The sequence below is a fragment of the Jonesia denitrificans DSM 20603 genome (assembly GCF_000024065.1).
In the GTDB taxonomy this organism is placed as follows: Bacteria; Actinomycetota; Actinomycetes; order Actinomycetales; family Cellulomonadaceae; genus Jonesia; species Jonesia denitrificans.
Map to the genome: position 1 here is coordinate 469620 of NC_013174.1, position 19248 is coordinate 488867.

Genomic DNA, 19248 nt, shown 5'->3' on the forward strand with positions numbered 1-19248 from the left:
GGTGACCGAGTGTTCGCACAACTCCAGGCAGCCATCTTGTTTGTCATCACCACCACCTGCTTCGCCCTTGAAGTATGGGCGTTCGTCGATGCGCTACGCCGACCACCACGAGCCTTCACCTCGGAAGGCAAACGCACAAAAAAATTCTGGTCCATCCTTCTCGGTGCCTCCGCCCTCATCGGTTTCCTCGGTCTGCAACCACCACTGGGTGCGGGCTACCTCAACCTCAGCGCACTGTTCATCGCAGTGCCTGCCTTCATCTACCTCGCTGACGTACGCCCCGCGCTGAAACCCTACGGAACAACCGGCGGCAACCAGAACAACCCACGGAGTTGGTAACGTGCGGGCAATCCTGCAACGCGCATCGGCAGCCAAAGTCACCGTCGACTCGGTCACAGTCGCAGAATTTGACCGACAAGGGATCGTGGCACTGATCGGGGTGACCCACACTGATACCACCACCGACGCCGCCACAATAGCCCGCAAAATCGCGGACCTGCGCATCCTCGACCACGAACAATCAGTGACCGATGCGCACGCCCCCGTCATTGTGGTCAGCCAATTCACCCTCTACGCCGATGTTGCAAAAGGCCGCCGCCCCAGTTGGAACAACGCAGCCCCTGCCCCCGTTGCCGAACCACTGGTCAACGCTGTCGTCAATGACCTCACCGCCCGCGGGATCAGCACCTCAACCGGGGTGTTCGGTGCACACATGGATGTTCACCTCACCAACGACGGACCTGTGACTATCATCGTGGACACGTAAGGCCGCCACCTTGCTACCACACCACCGCTCACTCAGCCCCAAGGAGAGCGCATGACCACCAACCCCACCCCACTGACCATCGGTCTTGTCATCGACGACTCACTCGACCGACCCGATGGAGTCCAACAGCACGTCCTCACACTCGGTCGCTGGCTCACCGGAAAAGGCCACACCGTTCACTACCTCACCTCCACCACCCAACGCACCGACATCCCCCGCATCCACTCACTAGCAAAAAACCTTCCCATCACCTTCAACGGCAACAGGCTCGGCATCCCCTTACCCGCTGACCGATCGGCGATCCGGCAGCTTTTTACCGACGTCCACTTTGACGTCCTGCACATCAACATGCCCTACAGTCCCCTGCTCGCCGGTGCCATCATCAACGCCGCACCAGCCACCACACGCATTGTGGGAACGTTCCACATCATGCCGTGGTCAACCCTCACCAAGGTAGGAACCCACGCACTGGGGGCAATCCAACGCCGTCAACTCACACGCTTCCACGAGATCATTGCCGTCTCCCAACCCGCCGCCGACTTCGCCACCACCGCACTGCACGTCACCCCCACCATTATCGGGAACCCCGTGCGGATGCTTGGCTTCAACCAAGCACGAGAAGCAGAACTGAACCAATCTGCGGAACTGTCCGCGAACGAACGCGTTCGGATCTTCTTCCTCGGCCGCCTAGTGGAACGCAAAGGCGCAGGAGAACTCCTCAAAGCCGCCGTTCGGCTACGAGAGATCACCACCACCCCCTTTGAACTGGTGATCGCCGGAAAAGGCCCACTCTTTGACACTTACCTGCGTTACGTTGCTGAAACCGGACTTGACGACATCACCAGCTTCCCCGGGTATATCGCCGAAGACGACAAGCCCGAACTTCTCGCTGCCGCAGACATCGTTGCGCTTCCCTCCACCGGCGGAGAAAGCTTCGGAATATCGGTGGTGGAGGCACTTGCCGCCTGCCGGGGTGCAGTCATCGCCGGCGACAACCCCGGCTACCGAACTGTCATGGACGGGCTCGACGACCGACTCGTTGACGCCACCGACACCGAAGCGTTCGCCCAACTGCTTGCCCACTACGTCGACAACGCTGACGCGCGCGCAACAGCGAGCGCTGAACAGCACGAAGCTGCGCAACGCTTCGATGTGGACTACATCGGTCGGCGCGTCCTTGAGATCTACACCGCGTAACAGCTTTCACGCCGCTGGCGAACACAGGCATATCCATGCCTCAGTGAGCGTTGCGACCCACTAGAGTCGTATACAAGCCAGCCCATGTCTGCACCCACGTGGGCAGCACTCGTAAGGAGCGCAGCATGTTTGAGAGATTTACTGACCGAGCACGACGTGTCGTCGTCCTCGCCCAAGAAGAGGCGAGGATGCTCAACCACAACTACATCGGGACTGAGCACATTTTGCTCGGCCTCATCCACGAGGGCGAAGGCGTCGCCGCAAAGGCGCTGGAATCTTTGGGCATCTCACTGGATGCTGTGCGCTCCCAGGTCACCGAAATCATCGGTGAAGGGCAGCAAGCACCTAGTGGTCACATTCCCTTTACCCCACGTGCCAAGAAGGTCCTTGAGTTGTCTCTGCGGGAAGCATTGCAGCTGGGACACAACTACATTGGCACCGAGCACATCCTGCTTGGGCTGATCCGTGAAGGTGAAGGAGTTGCTGCGCAAGTCCTCACTAAGCTCGGCGCAGACCTCAACCGGGTGCGTCAGCAAGTCATTCAGTTGTTGTCGGGTTACCAAGGTAAGGAACCTGTCGGTTCTGGTGCCCCCAATGAGCCAACTCCTGCTGGGTCCGCTGTGCTCGACCAGTTCGGTCGCAACCTCACCCAAGCGGCACGAGAAGGCAAACTTGACCCGGTTATCGGGCGTGGCAAAGAAATTGAGCGCGTCATGCAGGTGCTGTCGCGTCGTACGAAAAACAACCCCATCCTCATTGGTGAACCTGGTGTCGGTAAAACGGCGGTTGTTGAAGGCCTCGCCCAAGACATCGTGGCAGGGGATGTTCCAGAGACTCTCAAAGACAAGCAGCTGTACACCCTTGACCTTGGGGCGCTGGTTGCTGGGTCACGTTACCGTGGTGACTTTGAAGAGCGGCTGAAGAAGGTTCTCAAGGAGATCCGCACTCGTGGTGACATCATTTTGTTCATCGACGAAATCCACACCCTTGTTGGGGCTGGTGCGGCTGAAGGTGCCATCGATGCGGCATCCATTTTGAAGCCAATGCTTGCGCGCGGTGAACTCCAAACGGTGGGTGCAACCACGTTGGATGAGTACCGTAAGCACATTGAAAAAGACCCTGCGTTGGAACGCCGATTCCAACCTATTCAGGTGGCTGAGCCGAGCCTGCCGCACGCCATTGAGATCCTTAAAGGTCTGCGTGACCGCTATGAAGCGCACCACCGTGTGTCCATTACCGATGATGCGCTGGTTGCGGCAGCCACATTGGCTGACCGGTACATCAATGACCGTTACCTGCCCGATAAGGCCATTGACCTTGTGGATGAGGCAGGGGCCCGGTTACGTATTCGCCGGATGACAGCGCCACCAGAGTTGCGTGAACTTGATGAGCGGATCGCTGATGCGCGCCGCGAGAAGGAATCCGCGATCGACGAGCAGGACTTCGAGAAGGCCGCGGCACTGCGCGACAAAGAGAAGAACCTCATCCAGGAACGCCAGGATAAAGAAAAAGCCTGGAAGAACGGGGACCTTGACACGGTCTCTGAGGTTGATGAGGACTTGATCGCTGAAGTTCTTGCCATGTCCACGGGTATCCCGGTCACACGTCTGAACGCCGAAGAGTCTCAGCGCATCCTCAATATGGAAGCTGAGCTGCACAAGCGTGTGGTTGGTCAAAACCGTGCGATCAAGGCGCTCTCGCAGGCGATCCGTCGTACACGTGCAGGATTGAAAGACCCCAAGCGTCCGGGTGGTTCGTTTATCTTTGCTGGTCCAACCGGTGTGGGTAAAACCGAACTTGCTAAGGCGTTGGCTGAGTATCTCTTTGATGATGAGGATGCTCTCATCCAACTCGACATGTCCGAGTTTGGTGAAAAGCACACCGCGTCACGCCTGTTTGGTTCCCCTCCAGGGTACGTGGGCTACGACGAGGGTGGTCAGCTCACGGAGAAAGTACGCCGCAAGCCATTTTCAGTGGTCTTGTTCGACGAGGTGGAAAAAGCGCATGCTGACATCTTCAACTCGTTGTTGCAGATCCTTGAAGAAGGACGCCTCACCGACTCCCAAGGTCGTGTCGTGGACTTTAAGAACACTGTCATCATCATGACAACCAACCTTGGTTCGAAGGATGTGGCGAAGGGTGTTCAGGTTGGGTTCAACGTGAACAATGATGCGACAACAACCTACGAGCGTATGAAGTCCAAGGTCAACGAAGAACTCAAGCAGCACTTCCGGCCCGAGTTCCTCAACCGTGTTGATGACGTCATTGTGTTCCCACAACTGTCGCGCGAGGAGATCCTCAAGATTGTGGACCTCATGGTTGCCAAGCTCAATGTGCGTCTTGCAGACAAGGCCATGTCGATTGAGTTGACGGACGCTGCCAAGAAGTTGCTCTCAGAGAAGGGGTATGACCCTGTTCTTGGTGCACGGCCGTTGCGTCGAGCTATTCAACGTGACATTGAAGATGTCCTGTCGGAGAAACTGCTCTTTGGTGAGTTTGGTGCTGGCGACATCATTGTTGTTGATGCACAAGGTGAGGGCCTTTTGGGTGAGTTCACGTTCCGTGCCGAGTCGCATAGTGACCGCCAGTCAGTGGCTGTTGCGGTCGCGGCAGACGGTGGTGTTGACCCGAAGGAGTTGCCACCAGTTGAGTGATGCTGCGCAGGTGCGGACCTTGATTGTGCGCACCTGATCAGTACACACCCCAGTAACCTCCCCGGTGAGCGTGTCGCTTGCCGGGGAGGTTTTTGTTAGGGGCGCAGGAGGCATTCGACGCGTGCGGTCGCTTGGGCGATGGTGACAGGAACGCATCCTTTGTCGACCCACGCGGCGATCTGGCCAGGTTCATCGCGGGCGAGACCTAGCCCGCGACGGATGAGGGTCAGTGGAGGTTTGCGCGCTTCGGCGAGGTCACGCATGAGCCGGAAAATAAACGTTTGGGCGCGTGGCCGGGAAATACATAGGGCATCAGCGAGGATGTCGTGGCTGGTGGCGTCTGCGATGAGTTCAGCGGCGAATATTCCCTCTGCGATGACAAAGGGCGCGCCGGTGACGTCGGCGTGCGCCATCCCGGTGCGTCGTGATGTGGAGATGTCGTAGATCGGGATGTCTGCGCGTCCAGTATGGGCCAGGGAGAGAAGCGCGGTCAGTGATTCGTTGTGGTTCCAGGCTGCTGGTGAGTCCCAGTCAACGATGCCAAAACGGCTGGGTAACCCTGGGTGGTCATGGTCGTGGTAGAAGTTGTCGAGGTTCACCGCGGGGAGGCCAAGACGTTGTGATAGCCGGGATTTGCCTGATCCTGACGGTCCTGTGAGCAGGATGATGCGGGTGGTGGGGGCGGCGCTCATGCGTTGGGGTGTGTGTCGAGGTGGGCGATGTGCGCAAGGGCCAGGGTGAGTAGTGCGCGCACGTGGTCGTCAGCGAGGGCGTAGTGGATTTCGCGCCCGTGTCGCTCTCCGGCGACAACGTGGTGTGCTTTCAGGAGCCTGAGTGAGTGGGATGTCGCAGATTGGGTGTGGCCGCAGGCCTGGGCAATGTCGAGGACTCGTTTTGGGCCGTCGAGGAGGGTGCCCAGGACCCGGATTCTGCTGGGGTCGCCGAGGAGTGAGAAGGTGTCCGCGAGGTGGGTTGCGGTGTGGTCGCTGATGGTGGTTGGGGGTGGGCTGTCGTTGTCGTGGTTAGGGTGCGGCACGGTGTTCTCACTGGGCAGGGGTACAGGGCAGGGAGGGAGTCCCGTGGCAGACGCGGCGGTTTTCCTCGATCTGTATCGTAGCGTGATCGATGGCGTAGCGATGTGACAGGAGTTGTAGCGCTTGGGGGAGGAGTGTTGCATGTGGTGTGCCAGGTGCGGTGAGCAGGTGTGCGCTGGCGCTGGTGACTCCGGTGGTGATGGTCCAGACGTGGACGTCGTGGACCTGGCGCACCCCTGGCAGTGTGGCGAGTGCGGCGGTGAGGTCGGGGATGGATGTCGTGCGTGGCGCGGCTTCGAGCAGGATGCGGATGGTGTCGCGCAGGATGTGTGCGGTGCGGGGGATGATGAGGACTGCGAGGCTGATGGCCGCGAGGGAGTCGAGCCACCACCAGCCGGTCCAGGCGAGGAGGAGGGCGGTGAGGATGACGGTGACTGACCCGATGAGGTCTGCGAGTACTTCGAGGCGTGCCGCGTTGACGTTGATTGATTGTTGGGCGCTGGGGTGGAGGATTCGCCAGCTGATGAGGTTGATAAGAAGCCCGATTGTTGCGGTGACCAGGAGGGTGTGTGGGGGGATGGTGGTGGGGGACCCTATTCGTGTGATGGCTTCGGCCACGATGGTGATGCAGAGGCCGGTGAGGAGGAGGGCGTTGATGGTGGCGGTGAGGACTTCGAGTCGTAGTAGGCCAAAGCTGCGATGCGCGGGTGAAGGCCGTGTTGTGGCGTGGGCTGTGAGGGCGGCGAGGAGGAGTGCGGTTGTGTCTGTTGCCATGTGGGCAGCGTCGGCGAGGAGGGCTAGTGAACCGATGTTTATCCCGACGATAAATTCGATGATCATGACGCTTGCAGTGAGTGCTAACGCCCACAGTAGCGCTCGGCGGTGTCGGTAGGCGGCGTCGTGGTCGCGCGGGGGTGGTGGTGTGTGGTTGTGGGGCATCACTCCTCCTTAAAATGAAAACATGAACATGTTTGCATGTATTGGGAAGGGTGGCAAGCCTCTGTGGCCTGACCACAGAGTGCGTGCGGCGCCCATGCCCGCTACCATGAACGCATGCAGACCTATGAGACCGTCCTTTCTCGCATCGAAACAGGACTCGCAGAAGGCCGGTGGCAGCTGGGGGACCACCTCCCTTCCGAACGCGCACTCGCCGAAGAATTCGCTGTCTCGAGAGCCTCAATTCGAGAAGCGCTCCGCGTCCTGGAAGCGATGGGCATTATTCGCAGAGGAACCGGATCAGGGCCAGACGCGGGAGCGATCCTCATTGACCGTCCCGCCGCCGGACTCGGCGCAGCCATCAAACTTCACCTCGCATCGGGTGCCATGCCCGTCCACGACGTGGTCCAAATGCGACTACTCATCGAAACATGGGCAGCACAAAACGTAGCTATGCGCTGTGCGGCGGAAAGCCTCCACAACCAAGCCGACGCCACACAACCTGCGCAGACATGCCTCACCCGAGCGCTCGCGCTCCTTGAGGACATGGAAGCAAGTGCACTGAACCACGAAGAGTTCCAACGCCTTGACGCAGAATTCCATGTCGAACTTGTCGCACTAGCAGGAAACACTCTGTGCGAAGCAACAATGCTTGGACTGCGTCAAGCCATTGCTGACTATGTTGCTGCAGGCAGCGCTCGTCTTGACGATTGGCAAAGTCTGGCACACACACTCATGAACGAGCACCGCCACATCATCTCTTCACTGCAAGAAGGCGATGCGACTGGGGCGGCAACAGCGGTGGAACAGCACATTGAGGGGTTCTATCGGCGCGCACTAGGTCAACGCACCACCTAGCCAACTGCGCCTCCGCCTGAGGCTGCAGACGCTGTCCGCCACCGTGCGTGCTGAATCATGCGCACAGCCACAATGCACACAATGGCCACCGCCGAAAATGCGGCCACCCATCCGACCACGACGTTTGGTGCGGTGTCACCAAGCCGTGCCACGGACACCCACGACAAACCCCAAGCGATCGCAAGCGGGGCGGTAGGCAAGGCAGGCAAACGAAACACATAGATGCCCGCGATGATGACTGCAGAAACACACAACACCACTGCCCACACGCTCGCACCGGGGGCCAGTTCCGTGACCCCAGCGAACACCAAAGCCGATGCGATGTTAGCGATCGATGCGATCGTCACCCACCCGGCGTACAACCCCATGACCACCCGCCACGCAAGATGCGCTGAACCTGGCAGTGACTCATCGCGCTGGAGTCGAACCAACAGGACACACAAGACAGAAAGTAGCGCCGCGATAACGAGCACAGACAGCCACAATAGCTCTGCACGCACAACAAGAATCCAGGCAGCGTTCAACACTAACGATGCTAAGAACCACAACCAGGAACGCCCAACAAAACGTGTCTCACGCATGGACGGAAAGAACAGCCACACGCACAGCACGAACAAGCCCGCATAAATGACCGACCAAATTCCAAATGCTGCCGTTGCTGGAGCAACATAATGAGCGTCAGGGGCAAGCGCCCCATTAGCTGTCTCAGACATCGACATTCCATCGAACACGCCAGAACCAAACATTGCCGCAACGACGGTGACAACAAAAACCACCATCACCGCTGTGGCCCGCACTAATGGTGAAATTTCGCGCATCGCACCCTCCCTGTCGTCGGCGCTAGCCTCAGTACGCAGCAGGAGAAGTCCCCAACCGCCGTCTCAGATGGAACATAAAAGCCCTTGAGTTTGGCATCATTTTCCTTGAGCACACACCACCTCGCAACGGGAAACCAATGAACACCACCACCTGGGACGACATCAGCGACACTACTCAGCCCATGCGCTACACCTTGGCACTGAGTGACGGTCAACGCTACGCCCTGACCACCCCCACGCTTATCGGGCGTAACCCCCAACGTGACAGCGGAGAAGAATCGTTTACCCGTATTGTTATCCGTGACCCTGATCGCACGGTGTCAAAAACACACCTGCTCATCGCGGTTGATTCCGCGGGACCGTATGTTGTTGACCGCCATTCAACAAACGGCACCGTGGTCACGCTCCCGGACCACCAGCAAATCCTGTGTGGCCCCGGCCAGCGTGTGCGGTTTAGTCCTGGAACAACCATACTGTTTGGGCAGTTCACCCTCACTGTGGAACTGCACCGATAGCCATCAGGCACATAAAGGAGTATCGATGGACAACGCCTGGGGAGCGGCAACATCTCATGGGAACCGCCGCACAGTCAACGAAGACTCATTCCTTGCAGGGTTGCCCGTGTTCGTCGTTGCCGACGGAATGGGTGGGCACCAACATGGGGATATTGCGTCGTCCATCGCAGTGGACGAGTTTTCGAAATTATCCCAGTACTCAGTGATTAATCCGGGTCTCGTTGATGCAACATTCCAACGTGCAGCCTCACGCCTTCGGGATTCTCTCACCAAGGGCGTTGGCGGAACAACAGTGTGTGGCGTCGGCGTCACTCTCCAAGACGGTGCCCCGTACTGGCTGGTGTTCAACCTAGGCGATTCCCGGGCCTACCGGCTCCAAGGGGCGCACGGTGATCCAGGGGCGCGCGGTGGTACCCAGCTAGAACAAATTTCCGTGGACCATTCCGTTGTCCAAGAACTCATTGATTCCGGCGCGGTGGACCGGTCCGCGGCGCACACCCACACGCAACGACACGTCATTACGAAGGCGCTGGAAACTCAATCCACACCGCTCCCTGACTATTGGATGCTCCCGGTCGAATCAGGCGACGAAATCATGTTGTGCTCTGATGGTCTGACAGACGAACTGGACGACGAAGAAATCGAAGCGATCTGGGCGACCTCGCTCAATCCACAACACGCTGCTGAGCAGCTTGTTGCCAGTGCAGTGACTGCGGGTGGTCGTGACAACGTCACCGTTGTCATTGTGACGAGCGCAGTTGTCGGATACGCGGCAGCGCAGGTCCAGGAGTCGACAGGTACGTCACACGATGCCACAACAGAACTACCCCCTGCCGTAGCATTGGATGAAACCTTCGAGCACACGACGCCGAGGTATCCCAGGAGTTGACGATGATGCTGTGCCGTGCCGGCAAAGGACACTTGCTCACCGTGGCAAGAGACAACACATTTATCGTGATGCGTGCGCGCCGCGATGATCACCCGATTGACAGAGAAACGGGAGTTCACCTGTGGCATGCCTTGTCCTCTGACCGTGGGGTGCAACGGTGCATGAGTTTGCTGGCGCAGGATGGGCTTGAGGAGATGCCTGATTTTGCGCTGATTCAGTTGCGGGGGACTGCACTTCACGTCATTGTGCGGGGACTGTTCACTGTGCTCTTGTTAAATCACGATGGGCGTTACTCCTCGGTGGACGCTGATGGTGCGGCGACCTGGCGCGAATACGCGGACCTCCCTGCTGCAGAATTTTGTATTCGCGGTATTCCAGGTCTCACGCTCGCTGGCACTGACACTGACTACCTTGCGTCCGGGGTCACAACTGTGTCATTGCTGTGTTCGCTTGGCTGGGATGACCCTGACGACCCCGTGCTCAGTACCGAACACCCTGCCACAGGCGCTCACCAGATCGCTCGTGCGCTCACTGGTTCCGATGATTCTCCCCGCCCCCACAATGCGGCGGCACCTTCATCGCGGAAGAACGGGATGACCGCCGTCCCAGAAGCGTTAAAAGCCCAGGTGAAAGCCTGGGATCGCCGGCAAAAAGCCGTCACCCAGGTGATGCCCGTTGTCGATGACGACCTCATGGAAGCGGCCGCGTCCCGGTCAGGCGGTTCTGACGATCACGGTGCTTCGCGCAGTGCCGCATCGCCTGCCCCATCACCTGAACGGCACAGGTCACCAGCCGATGCGCGAACTGGGTGGGAACAATCATCCTCAGCCATTGCGTCAGGGGCCATCCCACTACCTGACTACCAAGCGCTTCATACACCCAACCAAGCGCAGCGTCACGTAGGGGGAACACCCACGCTTCCGCCTCCGCCGCCACCAACTGCTCCCCGGTTAGGGGAAGCAACCCAACCTGGGCTACCCGCCTACCTCGCCCAACAAACCAAGGCGCCAACCCCGACGCCGTCCGCGACGTCGGGTGCCCAGCCCTCCGCACCCCAACACCCAAACCCCCACCACCAGGTCAACCCAGAACACCAGCCTGACTCAGAACGCCAAGTCACCGAAGAACCCCAGGCAGACCCAGGCAGCGATGACGACCACAGCTCAACCATCTTGACCGGCAACCTCGTCGAATACCGGCAAGCCATGGAAACCAGTTCCTCACTGCGAGTCCCCAGCGAACCTGTTTCCGCAGGTGGAGCTGTTCCAATCCCCACACTGAAACTATCGAACGGTGTCCGCATCCCCCTGGACCGAACCGTCCTGATCGGTCGAGCACCCCAAGCGTCCCGCCTTCCCGTACACGAACTACCGCGACTGGTCAACGTGGCCAGCCCAAACAACGACGTGTCCCGCACCCACGCACAAGTCCGCATCGACGGGGAACTCGTTCTCGTAACCGACCTCAACTCGACCAACGGTGTTCTCCTGACCGAACCAGGACAACAGCCACGACGACTTCACCCCGACGAACCAACCCCCCTATCATCCGGTGCGCTCGTCGACCTCGGTGACGGGGTCACGTTCGAGCTTGAGGACAACAGATGAGCGGACGTCGGCAACCATCACTGCCCCCCAAAATCCCCGGCTTCGAATACGTCGGGCTCCTGGGTATGGGCGGATTTGCTGACGTCTTCGAATATCGCCAAGACTTCCCACGACGCCCCGTAGCCGTCAAAGTACTGCTGTCCACCTCACTGGATGCCGGCGCGCGGGACGCGTTCTTCGCAGAAGCCAACATCATGGCGCGCCTGTCCCAGCACCCATCAATTGTCACGATCCACCAAGCAGCGATCGCATCAGACGGGCGCCCCTACTTCGTCATGGAGTTCTGTGCGAAACCATCGCTCGGCGCACGATTCCGATCCGAACGCATCTCCGTTGCAGAAACCCTACGCACGGGGGTGAGGGTCGCATCGGCAGTAGAAACAGCACACCGATCAGGTGTGCTCCACCGCGACATCAAACCCGCGAACATCCTCGCCACCGACTTCGGGTGGCCCGCCCTCACAGACTTTGGGATCGCCGGTGCAGTGGGGGACAAACTTGCTGCAGCTGGCATGTCCATCCCATGGGCGCCACCAGAAATGCTCCTTGACGAACCCTACGGCGACGCACGCTCAGACGTGTACTCACTGGGCGCAACCCTCTACACGCTCCTAGCCGGTCGGTCACCCTTTGAAATCCCAGGACAAACCAACAGCCCCACCGACCTCATCACCCGAATCGAACGCACCCAACTCCCCGCCATCGGGAGAGTCGATGTCCCAGAGGAACTGGAGTCGGTGCTATCGCGGGCCATGTCACGCGACCCGAACCACCGATTCTCCTCCGCGCTCGCATTCGCGCACGCCCTGCAAGGCATAGAACGCCAACTTCAACTCCCAGTCACCGGTGTTGACGTTCCAGACATTGTTCCCAGCGCCCCAGCAACCTCAGCATCATCACCACCCAAAGCCTCCTCCGAACGGTCTGTGACCGTTGTGCGAGGTCAGGATTCCTCCCAACCACCACAAACGAGTGGCCCACTTCCCACCTCCTTCGCGCCCTCGGCCCCGTCCGCGCCACCTGCACCTGACACCACAAACTCCCCGCACATCGTCGATACCGGCGTAGACCCAACTGGCCAAGAGGATATTGCCACCCGCATGCGTAGCGTCTCCACCATCCACCCGGATGTGGACGAAGCTGAACGGGAAACGCGGTTGCGGCCCATCACAACGGTTCCCGCCCACCCCGATGCCCCACTTACTCCCGGACCCTCACCGGAATTGGGTGGTCTCGGGCAACGCAGTGCACAAGGACCAACCTGGTCCGCGCAACGAGCAACCAGGCAGCACGAACACAGCTTCGAACCACGCACATTCGAGGACACCGACGACCGCGCCCCTGACTTCTACGATGCAGTACGGGGACAACAGCCAGCAGGTCAACGCCGACAACGTCGTGGGCGGGTTGTCGCCACCGTTGTGTCGTTGCTCGCGATCATAGCCATTCTTGTTGTCATCGGGCAGAATATGATCAACAACGATGCGGTGAACGAGAACGACACAGACCCGGTGTACAACGACACGCAAGATCTCAACATGACGGAATCGGTTCCGTCAGTCATTAATCTCCGGGTCGCTCAATCGAGTTCATCGTCTGTCACGTTCGCCTGGGACAACCCACAACCAGCTCAGGGCGATAGTTATGTGTGGCGGATCGTTGATGTGGACGGGAGCGGCACCCCCACGCGCACTCAGGCCCCCCTTGCCCAAATCCCTCTTGTGGGCGGGCAAGAATCCGTGTGTATTGAGGTGTCCCTCGTTCGCGAGAACGGGAAAGCGTCAACAACACCAACAAGGGAGTGCAGTCAGTGAAATGGTGGCCACAACGCACCAGTAGGTCCCAGCGTTCTGAGCCTCTTTCCGCAACCCGGTTGTCTTCAGTGACCGTAGGTGTTGCTGTTCCAGCTGTCCTTGCCACCCTTGCCATTATTAACCCTGGCTACGATATCTCCGATGTTGACCTCAACGACGGTTCTGTGTGGATCACGAACACCACCGAGCTGAAAGCAGGCCGCTACCACGCGAAGGTCAAAGAAATTAACGGTGGTGTCGTCCCCACCGACCAAACGTTTGACGTGTTGCAAGATGGACAGGACGTGCTCATTGCACAAGGTGCATCATTGTCACGTGTTGACCCTGCAAATGTCGCGTTTGATGCGGTTGCGCAGATCCCTGCAGGCGCTGCCACCTCGATGGCGGCCGGTGTCCTGGCAGTCACTGACGATTCAGGGTCCGTGTGGGTCCAACGAGTCAGTGACCTGACAACCATTGACGATACAACTCCGCCGCTTGCTGACTTCGGTGACGGTGCGGTGAGCACAGTGGACCGCTCCGGAATTGTCCACGCGTGGGACCCAGGCACGGGGGCTGTGTCATCGTGGTCGGGGTCAGGTGCAGTCGCATCTGAGCCAGTCACCTTAAAAGATGCTGTCGGTTTGCCCGTCGGCGCGCGTGACCAATCACGGACACCACAACTCACCGCAGTGGGGTCAACCCCCGTTCTCGCGGTGGGAACCACCGTGTACACACCGCGCCAGTCAGTGAACCTCCAAGAATATGGGAGTACGGTTGCGCTTGCTGCCCCAGCAACGCACGGCGAGGCAGTGGTGGTTGCCACTGATCGTGCACTGCTGTCGGTGTCCCTCAACTCTGGTGATGTCACAGTTGTTTCTGAAGGGATGCAGGGGGAGCCTGCTATCCCGGTTGTGGTGGGTGCCTGCACGTATGGTGCGTGGGCGGCCTCAGCGAACAACTATGTCAACACCTGTGATGGGAATACTGTTCAAAGTATTGAGGGCATGAGTCAAGGTTCTCAGGTGGTGTTCCGGGTGAACCGGCGTGTTGTTGTGTTGAACGATGTTGTCCAGGGGCGGGTGTGGCTCCCCGAGGAACTTCCGCAACCTGAGGAGCCAAACTGGAGTGAGGTGCAGTCCCCGGATTCACTGGAGAACGAGAACCCGGACGACGATGACTCGGATCTAGTTCAGGCAAACACCGCAGAATGCCAGACAGATGACCGGGCTCCGAAAGCCAACGATGACGAGTATGGGGTCCGTGCGGGGCGAACCACGGTCCTGAACATTTTGGGTAATGACACGGTGGGGCAGTGCGGGATTATCGCCGTGTCAGAGACGGGTGCTCTGCCTGATGCGTTTGGGACGGTTCGGCAGATCCATTCGGGTCGTTCGTTGCAGGTGACAGTTGCGGAGAATGCGTCGGGAACGCAGGAGTTCACCTACACGATTTCTGATGGACGAGGAACCAACCCACCGTCCACAGCGACTGTGTCGTTGACAGTGCGTGACACCGGGGTCAATAGCGCGCCGGAACAGATCCATGAGTCACGCATGGAAGTTGAGCAAGGCGCGCAGGCCCAATACAACGTTCTCGCTGATTTCCTTGACCCTGATGGTGACCAACTGGTGCTGGAAGCCGCAACCATTGAGGGTGAGCAAGGGGCCGTCCGGTTCAGCCAAGACGGCATCATGACGTACATTGCGGATGTTGATTCCCAAGGTGTGCAGACTGTCAGTGTTGTGGTCTCGGATGGTGTGGAGCGAACAACCGGCATCGTTGCCGTGGAGGTGTCCCCACTGGGCACGTTACCCCCGACCGTGGACCCCATTCACGAGGTTACCTATGTGTCTTCACCCGTCGAGGTGAATGTACTCGCAGCGCTCAATAGCCGTTCTGCAGAGCCCTCTCGTCTTGCTGGGGTGGAAGAAGTGGCGGGGACAACGCTCACCACTGACCTCGACGCAGGGACATTCACGTTTTCTGCCCCAACGCCAGGAACGTATTATGTCCGGGCGAACGTTGTGTCCTCACCGCATAGCATCACCGCATTAGCGCGTATCGATGTGCGTGAATGGCCTGGTGAACCACAACCGCCAGTGGCAGTCTCAGATGTTGCGCTCCTTCCTGCTGGTGGCCAAGTCACTGTCGCGCCACTTGCCAACGATATTGACCCCAACGGTGGTGTACTGGTCATCACCGGTGTCACCACCTCTGATGCGTCGACCTTGTCAGTTGGTGTGACCGAACACCGGTATGTGACGATCAAATCGCGGGTTGCCCTGACAGAACCTGAAGTGGTGACCTACGAGATTGATAACGGGTATGCCCGAGTGACCGGTGAGATCTTGGTGCAGCCCACTGAGCCATCCACGCAGCAGCGTGCACCAGAAGTCACTCCCATCACCGTGACCGTACGCACCGGTGGTGTTGTCACGATCCCTGTTCTTGACAGCGCCAGTGACGCCGACGGTGACACGATCTCCGTGGTGCAAGACCTCCCGGAACCCTTAAGCGAAGCGGAAGGGCTGATGTTCGTGTCTGGGAACGTCATCCGGTACCAGGCCCCCGACGAACCACGGACAACGCGGACCACATTTACTGTGCGCGATGAACACGGCAACCTTGGGTCCGGTGAACTGACCATTCTTGTTCATGAGTCCAACCCGGAGGCCAAAGCACCTCCGAAGCCACGCAACATCACAGCGCGCGCGTATGCGGGCGAAACGATCCGTATCCCTATTCCGCTGACCGGCATTGATGTGGACGGCGACGGCGTCACACTTCTTGGACTAGGAGACCAAGCACCCACTCAAGGGTTTATTAGTGCTCAAGGAGCGACCTGGCTCGAGTACACGGCATCACGCACAGCCCGAGGAACCGATGTGTTCACGTACGCGGTCGAAGACTGGACGGGACAACGGGTTCTTGCCACGGTCCGAGTTGGGTTGGTCGAAAAACCAGAAGGCGCACTCCCGATTGTTGCCACCGATGATGAAGTCACCGTCGAACCTGGCGCCAACGTGGAAGTGCGTGTGCTCCGTAACGACATTGACCCCTCCGGACTGGACCTCACTATCCAACCTTTGCCGGACGTAGAAGGGCTGATCGCGACGGTCAGTGGCCGCCGGATCGCTGTTGAAGTACCCCAAGACGCTGAGACCAAAACGTATGCCATCCCCTACCAGGTCACCAACCCGGTCGGGGGAACCGCAAATGCGGTTCTGCGTGTTCATGTAAGCGAAGATGCAGGAATCGCAGCGCCCCTTGCTGAAGACATCACGGTTGCTCCCACCGAGGTGATCGATAAGTCCACGGTGGAAGTCGATGTCATGGAAGTGGCCGAAAACCCGTCCGGACCACTCAGCGACCTGCGCTTGTCCATCCCACCGAGCCACAGTGACGTGGCCCAGGTCGTGGGTAGTGACCGGGTCCTTGTCACGCTGACTGACACCGCACAAACCATTCCTTACCGCCTGGAGAACCGCCACGACTCCGGTGCCTACACCTACGCGTTCATCACGGTGCCGGCCCTGGGTGACTTCCCGCCCACAGTGCGTCCTCGTGTCCGCGAACTCCGGGTCGCATCAGGCGCAGAACTGACCATCCCCCTTGCTGAGTTTGTTCAGGTGGGAACAGGCAAAACCGCACAAATACTCGACACCTCCACAGTCAGTGCTACCCAAAGTGACGGTTCTGCCCTCACCGTTGACGCCACCACCCTCCGGTTTGTGTCCCGCCCAGGATTCGCAGGCACAGCTTCCATCACGTTTGAGGTGTGGGATTCTGCCACCCAATCTGACAGTGGGCGTTCGGCCGTTCTGACGCTTCCCATCACTGTGTTTGCCGAAGAAGACCTTCCTCCCACGTTCTCACCCACACTGGTGCGTGTCCCGCAAGGCTCAGCCCCCATCACCGTCGACCTGAACCTCTTCACCACTCCCGCCGATGGGGCAACGAACACTGAGTTTGGGTACCGGGTCGCGAGCCCTGCCACGTCAGGATTCCTTGCGAGCATTGACGGATCAACCCTCAGTGTGTCTGCGCCCCCTGAACTATCCCGAGGAACTCAAGGGTCACTTGCCCTGACGATCAATTACGGGCTCGCTGGCTCCATTCAGCAAACCATCCCCTTCGAGGTTGTAGCCTCCACCGAGCCACCACCCTCAGTCAGCGACCGCGATGTCATCGCGAACGCAGGTGAAAGCCAAACAGTGGACCTCCTCGCAGGTGCCTACGACCCGGTGGGTCTTGGCCTACGAATCACCAGTGTCCGTGTTCTCACCTCGGGCACCGGAACCACGGCCACCGTGCAGGGAAATAAAGTTGCCGTCACCCCCGGGGCTGACTTCGCAGGAACTGTCAGGGTTGCCGCAACCGTCGCGGACGGTCTTAACGACCCCAACCGTGTCACGGAAGCGACCATCAATCTCACCGTACGTAAAGTTCCTGACGCACCACGCACACCACGAGTGTCTAACCCCTCCAACAGGGCTGTCACCGTTGCGTGGGACGCACCGAACGCCAACGGCGCACCCATCACCGGGTACCGGGTCACAGCGCAACCAGGGGGAGCAACCCAAACATGCGCATCGACAAGCTGCACCTTTGAAGGTCTGACCAACGGAACCGAATACCGGTTCACCGTGGCGGCCCTCAACGACGTAGGGTACTCCGACGAATCACCGACCTCAGGTGGGATCACCCCGGATGTCCTTCCTGGCGCTCCAGGTACCCCACAACTGACTGACGGTGACGGACAAATCACCGCCACGTGGGAGCGGGCATCCAACGACGGTTCACCCATCCGTTCCTACACTGTGGAACTCTCCCCAGGGGTCGGTGGCGCAGGTGTCACCGTCAAAGAGGTCTCCGGAACAAGCACCACCTTGACTGGGTTGACCAACGGAACTGCCTACAAGGTACGGGTTCGGGCAAATAACTCTGCTCTCACTGACGGAGGGGCAGGGCCTTGGAGCCCATTGTCCGCATCGGCAACTCCTGCAGGTCCACCCCCTACCCCAAGCGTGTCCGCACGTCTTGGCGGTGCCCAAGAAATCAAAGTGTCCTGGCGTCTTGACTCCACAAACGGTGCCGCCCTGCGCAACTACACGCTGACGGTCCTCCAAGGAGGAACTGAAGTCAGGACAGTCACCCTGGACCCAGGGGCCACCGACTGGTCGTTCACCAACGCCCAAGACGGGGTGGACTACCGGTTCGCGGTGCGCGCCACCAACCGTGCCGGAACCTCCAAAGCAGGCACTTCCGATGCGATCTCCACGTTCTCTGCCCCCTCATCCCCAGGTGCAGGACAAACCGCTGTCGATGAGACACGCTCCTACGCACAAGGGGGCCGTATCACGCTCAACTGGTCTGCGCCGTCAGCCACCGGTGGGGTCGGAATTGGTATCACTCATTATGAATTATCGGGGGTACCAGGGCAGATCTCCGGCACCAGTTACCGACTTGACGGCCTCACCCCAGGTCAAGCCACACCGTCATACAAGGTGCGTGCCTGCAATACACGCGGAGCATGCTCCGAGTGGACTACCCTGCCTGGTGCCACCCCAGTGACTGCACCACAACGTCCCACCCTTGAGGCGAACTTCTCCCACAACTACGACGAGTTCAACCTCACCCTCACTGCTGGGGCAACTGGTGGATACAGCAACGTCACTCACGAATACCGCATCAACGGCGGTGAATGGCGCACCATCAGTTCCGGGGACGCCATCACTGGACTGTCGGTACGGCGCAACGAGGTGGACGGCGTCATCACCATCGAAGGGCGTTCGACAAACAAGTCCGGCACCAGCCCTCTGACGGCCACCACCCTCACCCTGCGGCAACCCACCGCACCCACCAGTGTTGAGGTCACAGTGACGGACGCTGGGAATATTCCCGTGAGCTGGCAGCCCGCACAGGAACGCGGCTACCGCATCCAAGAGTATGAAGCATGCTGGTCGGTGCGTGGCGGAACCTGTAGTGACTGGAAATGGATCGGTGGCAGGCAGGACACGTCGGGGACCCACTGGCCAGACCTTGAGCTCCCTGATGCGGGGGGCGAGTTTGACCTCCATCTGCGTGCCCGCACCAGCACTGGGGTCGGCGCAACAGCAGTAACACCGTTTACCTACGAACCATAAGATCAACCCCAGCCCACGCCGATAGCACAACC

General features: G+C 59.4%; 14 protein-coding genes. 10 read left to right on the forward strand and 4 right to left on the reverse strand.

The window, feature by feature from the left end; translation table 11 throughout:
• Nucleotides 1–9: 9 nt before the first annotated feature.
• The 4 genes from JDEN_RS02220 to JDEN_RS02235 all read left to right on the forward strand — a co-directional run bounded on the left by JDEN_RS02220 (nucleotide 10) and on the right by JDEN_RS02235 (nucleotide 4617).
• Nucleotides 10–339 (forward strand): DUF2516 family protein, encoded by a 330-nt coding sequence (locus JDEN_RS02220; protein WP_015770740.1) that lies wholly within the window; start codon nucleotides 10–12, stop codon nucleotides 337–339.
• Between the two features lies 1 nt (nucleotide 340).
• A complete protein-coding gene (gene dtd, locus JDEN_RS02225; protein ID WP_015770741.1) occupies nucleotides 341–766 on the forward strand; it encodes a D-aminoacyl-tRNA deacylase in 426 nt (141 codons plus the stop codon).
• A gap of 51 nt (nucleotides 767–817) precedes the next feature.
• Entirely contained in the window at nucleotides 818–1963 is a 1146-nt protein-coding gene (locus tag JDEN_RS02230; protein WP_015770742.1) for a glycosyltransferase family 4 protein, read from the forward strand.
• A 125-nt stretch (nucleotides 1964–2088) separates the two neighbouring features.
• Entirely contained in the window at nucleotides 2089–4617 is a 2529-nt protein-coding gene (locus JDEN_RS02235; RefSeq protein WP_015770743.1) for an ATP-dependent Clp protease ATP-binding subunit, read from the forward strand.
• 95 nt (nucleotides 4618–4712) lie between these two features.
• On the opposite strand, the gene JDEN_RS02240 is transcribed toward JDEN_RS02235, so the two are convergent.
• From JDEN_RS02240 to JDEN_RS14035, 3 genes are read right to left on the reverse strand one after another with little or no spacing between them, the layout of a single operon-like run.
• Nucleotides 4713–5309, reverse strand: coding sequence for a uridine kinase family protein (locus tag JDEN_RS02240; RefSeq protein WP_015770744.1), 597 nt, complete (start codon nucleotides 5307–5309; stop codon nucleotides 4713–4715).
• The gene (locus JDEN_RS13335; protein ID WP_015770745.1) at nucleotides 5306–5653 is read right to left on the reverse strand and encodes an ArsR/SmtB family transcription factor; all 348 of its coding nucleotides are present in this window, start codon (nucleotides 5651–5653) and stop codon (nucleotides 5306–5308) included. The genes JDEN_RS02240 and JDEN_RS13335 overlap by 4 nt, the downstream gene beginning before the upstream one ends.
• Nucleotides 5654–5660: 7 nt before the next feature.
• The gene (locus JDEN_RS14035) at nucleotides 5661–6590 is read right to left on the reverse strand and encodes a cation diffusion facilitator family transporter (protein WP_015770746.1); all 930 of its coding nucleotides are present in this window, start codon (nucleotides 6588–6590) and stop codon (nucleotides 5661–5663) included.
• Between the two features lie 114 nt (nucleotides 6591–6704).
• Here JDEN_RS14035 and JDEN_RS02255 point away from each other — a divergent pair, with 114 nt between their 5' ends.
• Complete coding sequence (locus tag JDEN_RS02255) at nucleotides 6705–7445, forward strand: FadR/GntR family transcriptional regulator (protein WP_015770747.1); 741 nt, start codon at nucleotides 6705–6707, stop codon at nucleotides 7443–7445.
• Here the strand turns inward: JDEN_RS02255 and JDEN_RS02260 are convergent.
• Nucleotides 7442–8263: a tryptophan-rich sensory protein gene (locus JDEN_RS02260; protein ID WP_015770748.1), complete on the reverse strand. Its 822-nt coding sequence runs from the start codon at nucleotides 8261–8263 to the stop codon at nucleotides 7442–7444. The genes JDEN_RS02255 and JDEN_RS02260 overlap by 4 nt on opposite strands.
• A gap of 137 nt (nucleotides 8264–8400) precedes the next feature.
• Here JDEN_RS02260 and JDEN_RS02265 point away from each other — a divergent pair, with 137 nt between their 5' ends.
• Genes JDEN_RS02265 through JDEN_RS02285 form a run of 5 tightly spaced genes read left to right on the forward strand, consistent with a single transcriptional unit; the run spans nucleotide 8401 to nucleotide 19216 of the window.
• Nucleotides 8401–8778, forward strand: coding sequence for an FHA domain-containing protein (locus JDEN_RS02265; protein ID WP_015770749.1), 378 nt, complete (start codon nucleotides 8401–8403; stop codon nucleotides 8776–8778).
• 25 nt (nucleotides 8779–8803) lie between these two features.
• Nucleotides 8804–9667 carry a PP2C family protein-serine/threonine phosphatase gene (locus JDEN_RS02270; protein WP_015770750.1) on the forward strand — a complete coding sequence of 288 codons (864 nt, stop codon included), beginning with the start codon at nucleotides 8804–8806 and terminating at the stop codon, nucleotides 9665–9667.
• A 41-nt stretch (nucleotides 9668–9708) separates the two neighbouring features.
• Complete coding sequence (locus JDEN_RS02275) at nucleotides 9709–11274, forward strand: FHA domain-containing protein (protein WP_169304090.1); 1566 nt, start codon at nucleotides 9709–9711, stop codon at nucleotides 11272–11274.
• Nucleotides 11271–13088: a serine/threonine protein kinase gene (locus tag JDEN_RS02280; protein ID WP_015770752.1), complete on the forward strand. Its 1818-nt coding sequence runs from the start codon at nucleotides 11271–11273 to the stop codon at nucleotides 13086–13088. The genes JDEN_RS02275 and JDEN_RS02280 overlap by 4 nt, the downstream gene beginning before the upstream one ends.
• Nucleotides 13085–19216, forward strand: coding sequence for an Ig-like domain-containing protein (locus JDEN_RS02285; RefSeq protein ID WP_015770753.1), 6132 nt, complete (start codon nucleotides 13085–13087; stop codon nucleotides 19214–19216). Before JDEN_RS02280 ends, JDEN_RS02285 begins: the two co-directional genes overlap by 4 nt.
• Nucleotides 19217–19248 lie beyond the last annotated feature (32 nt).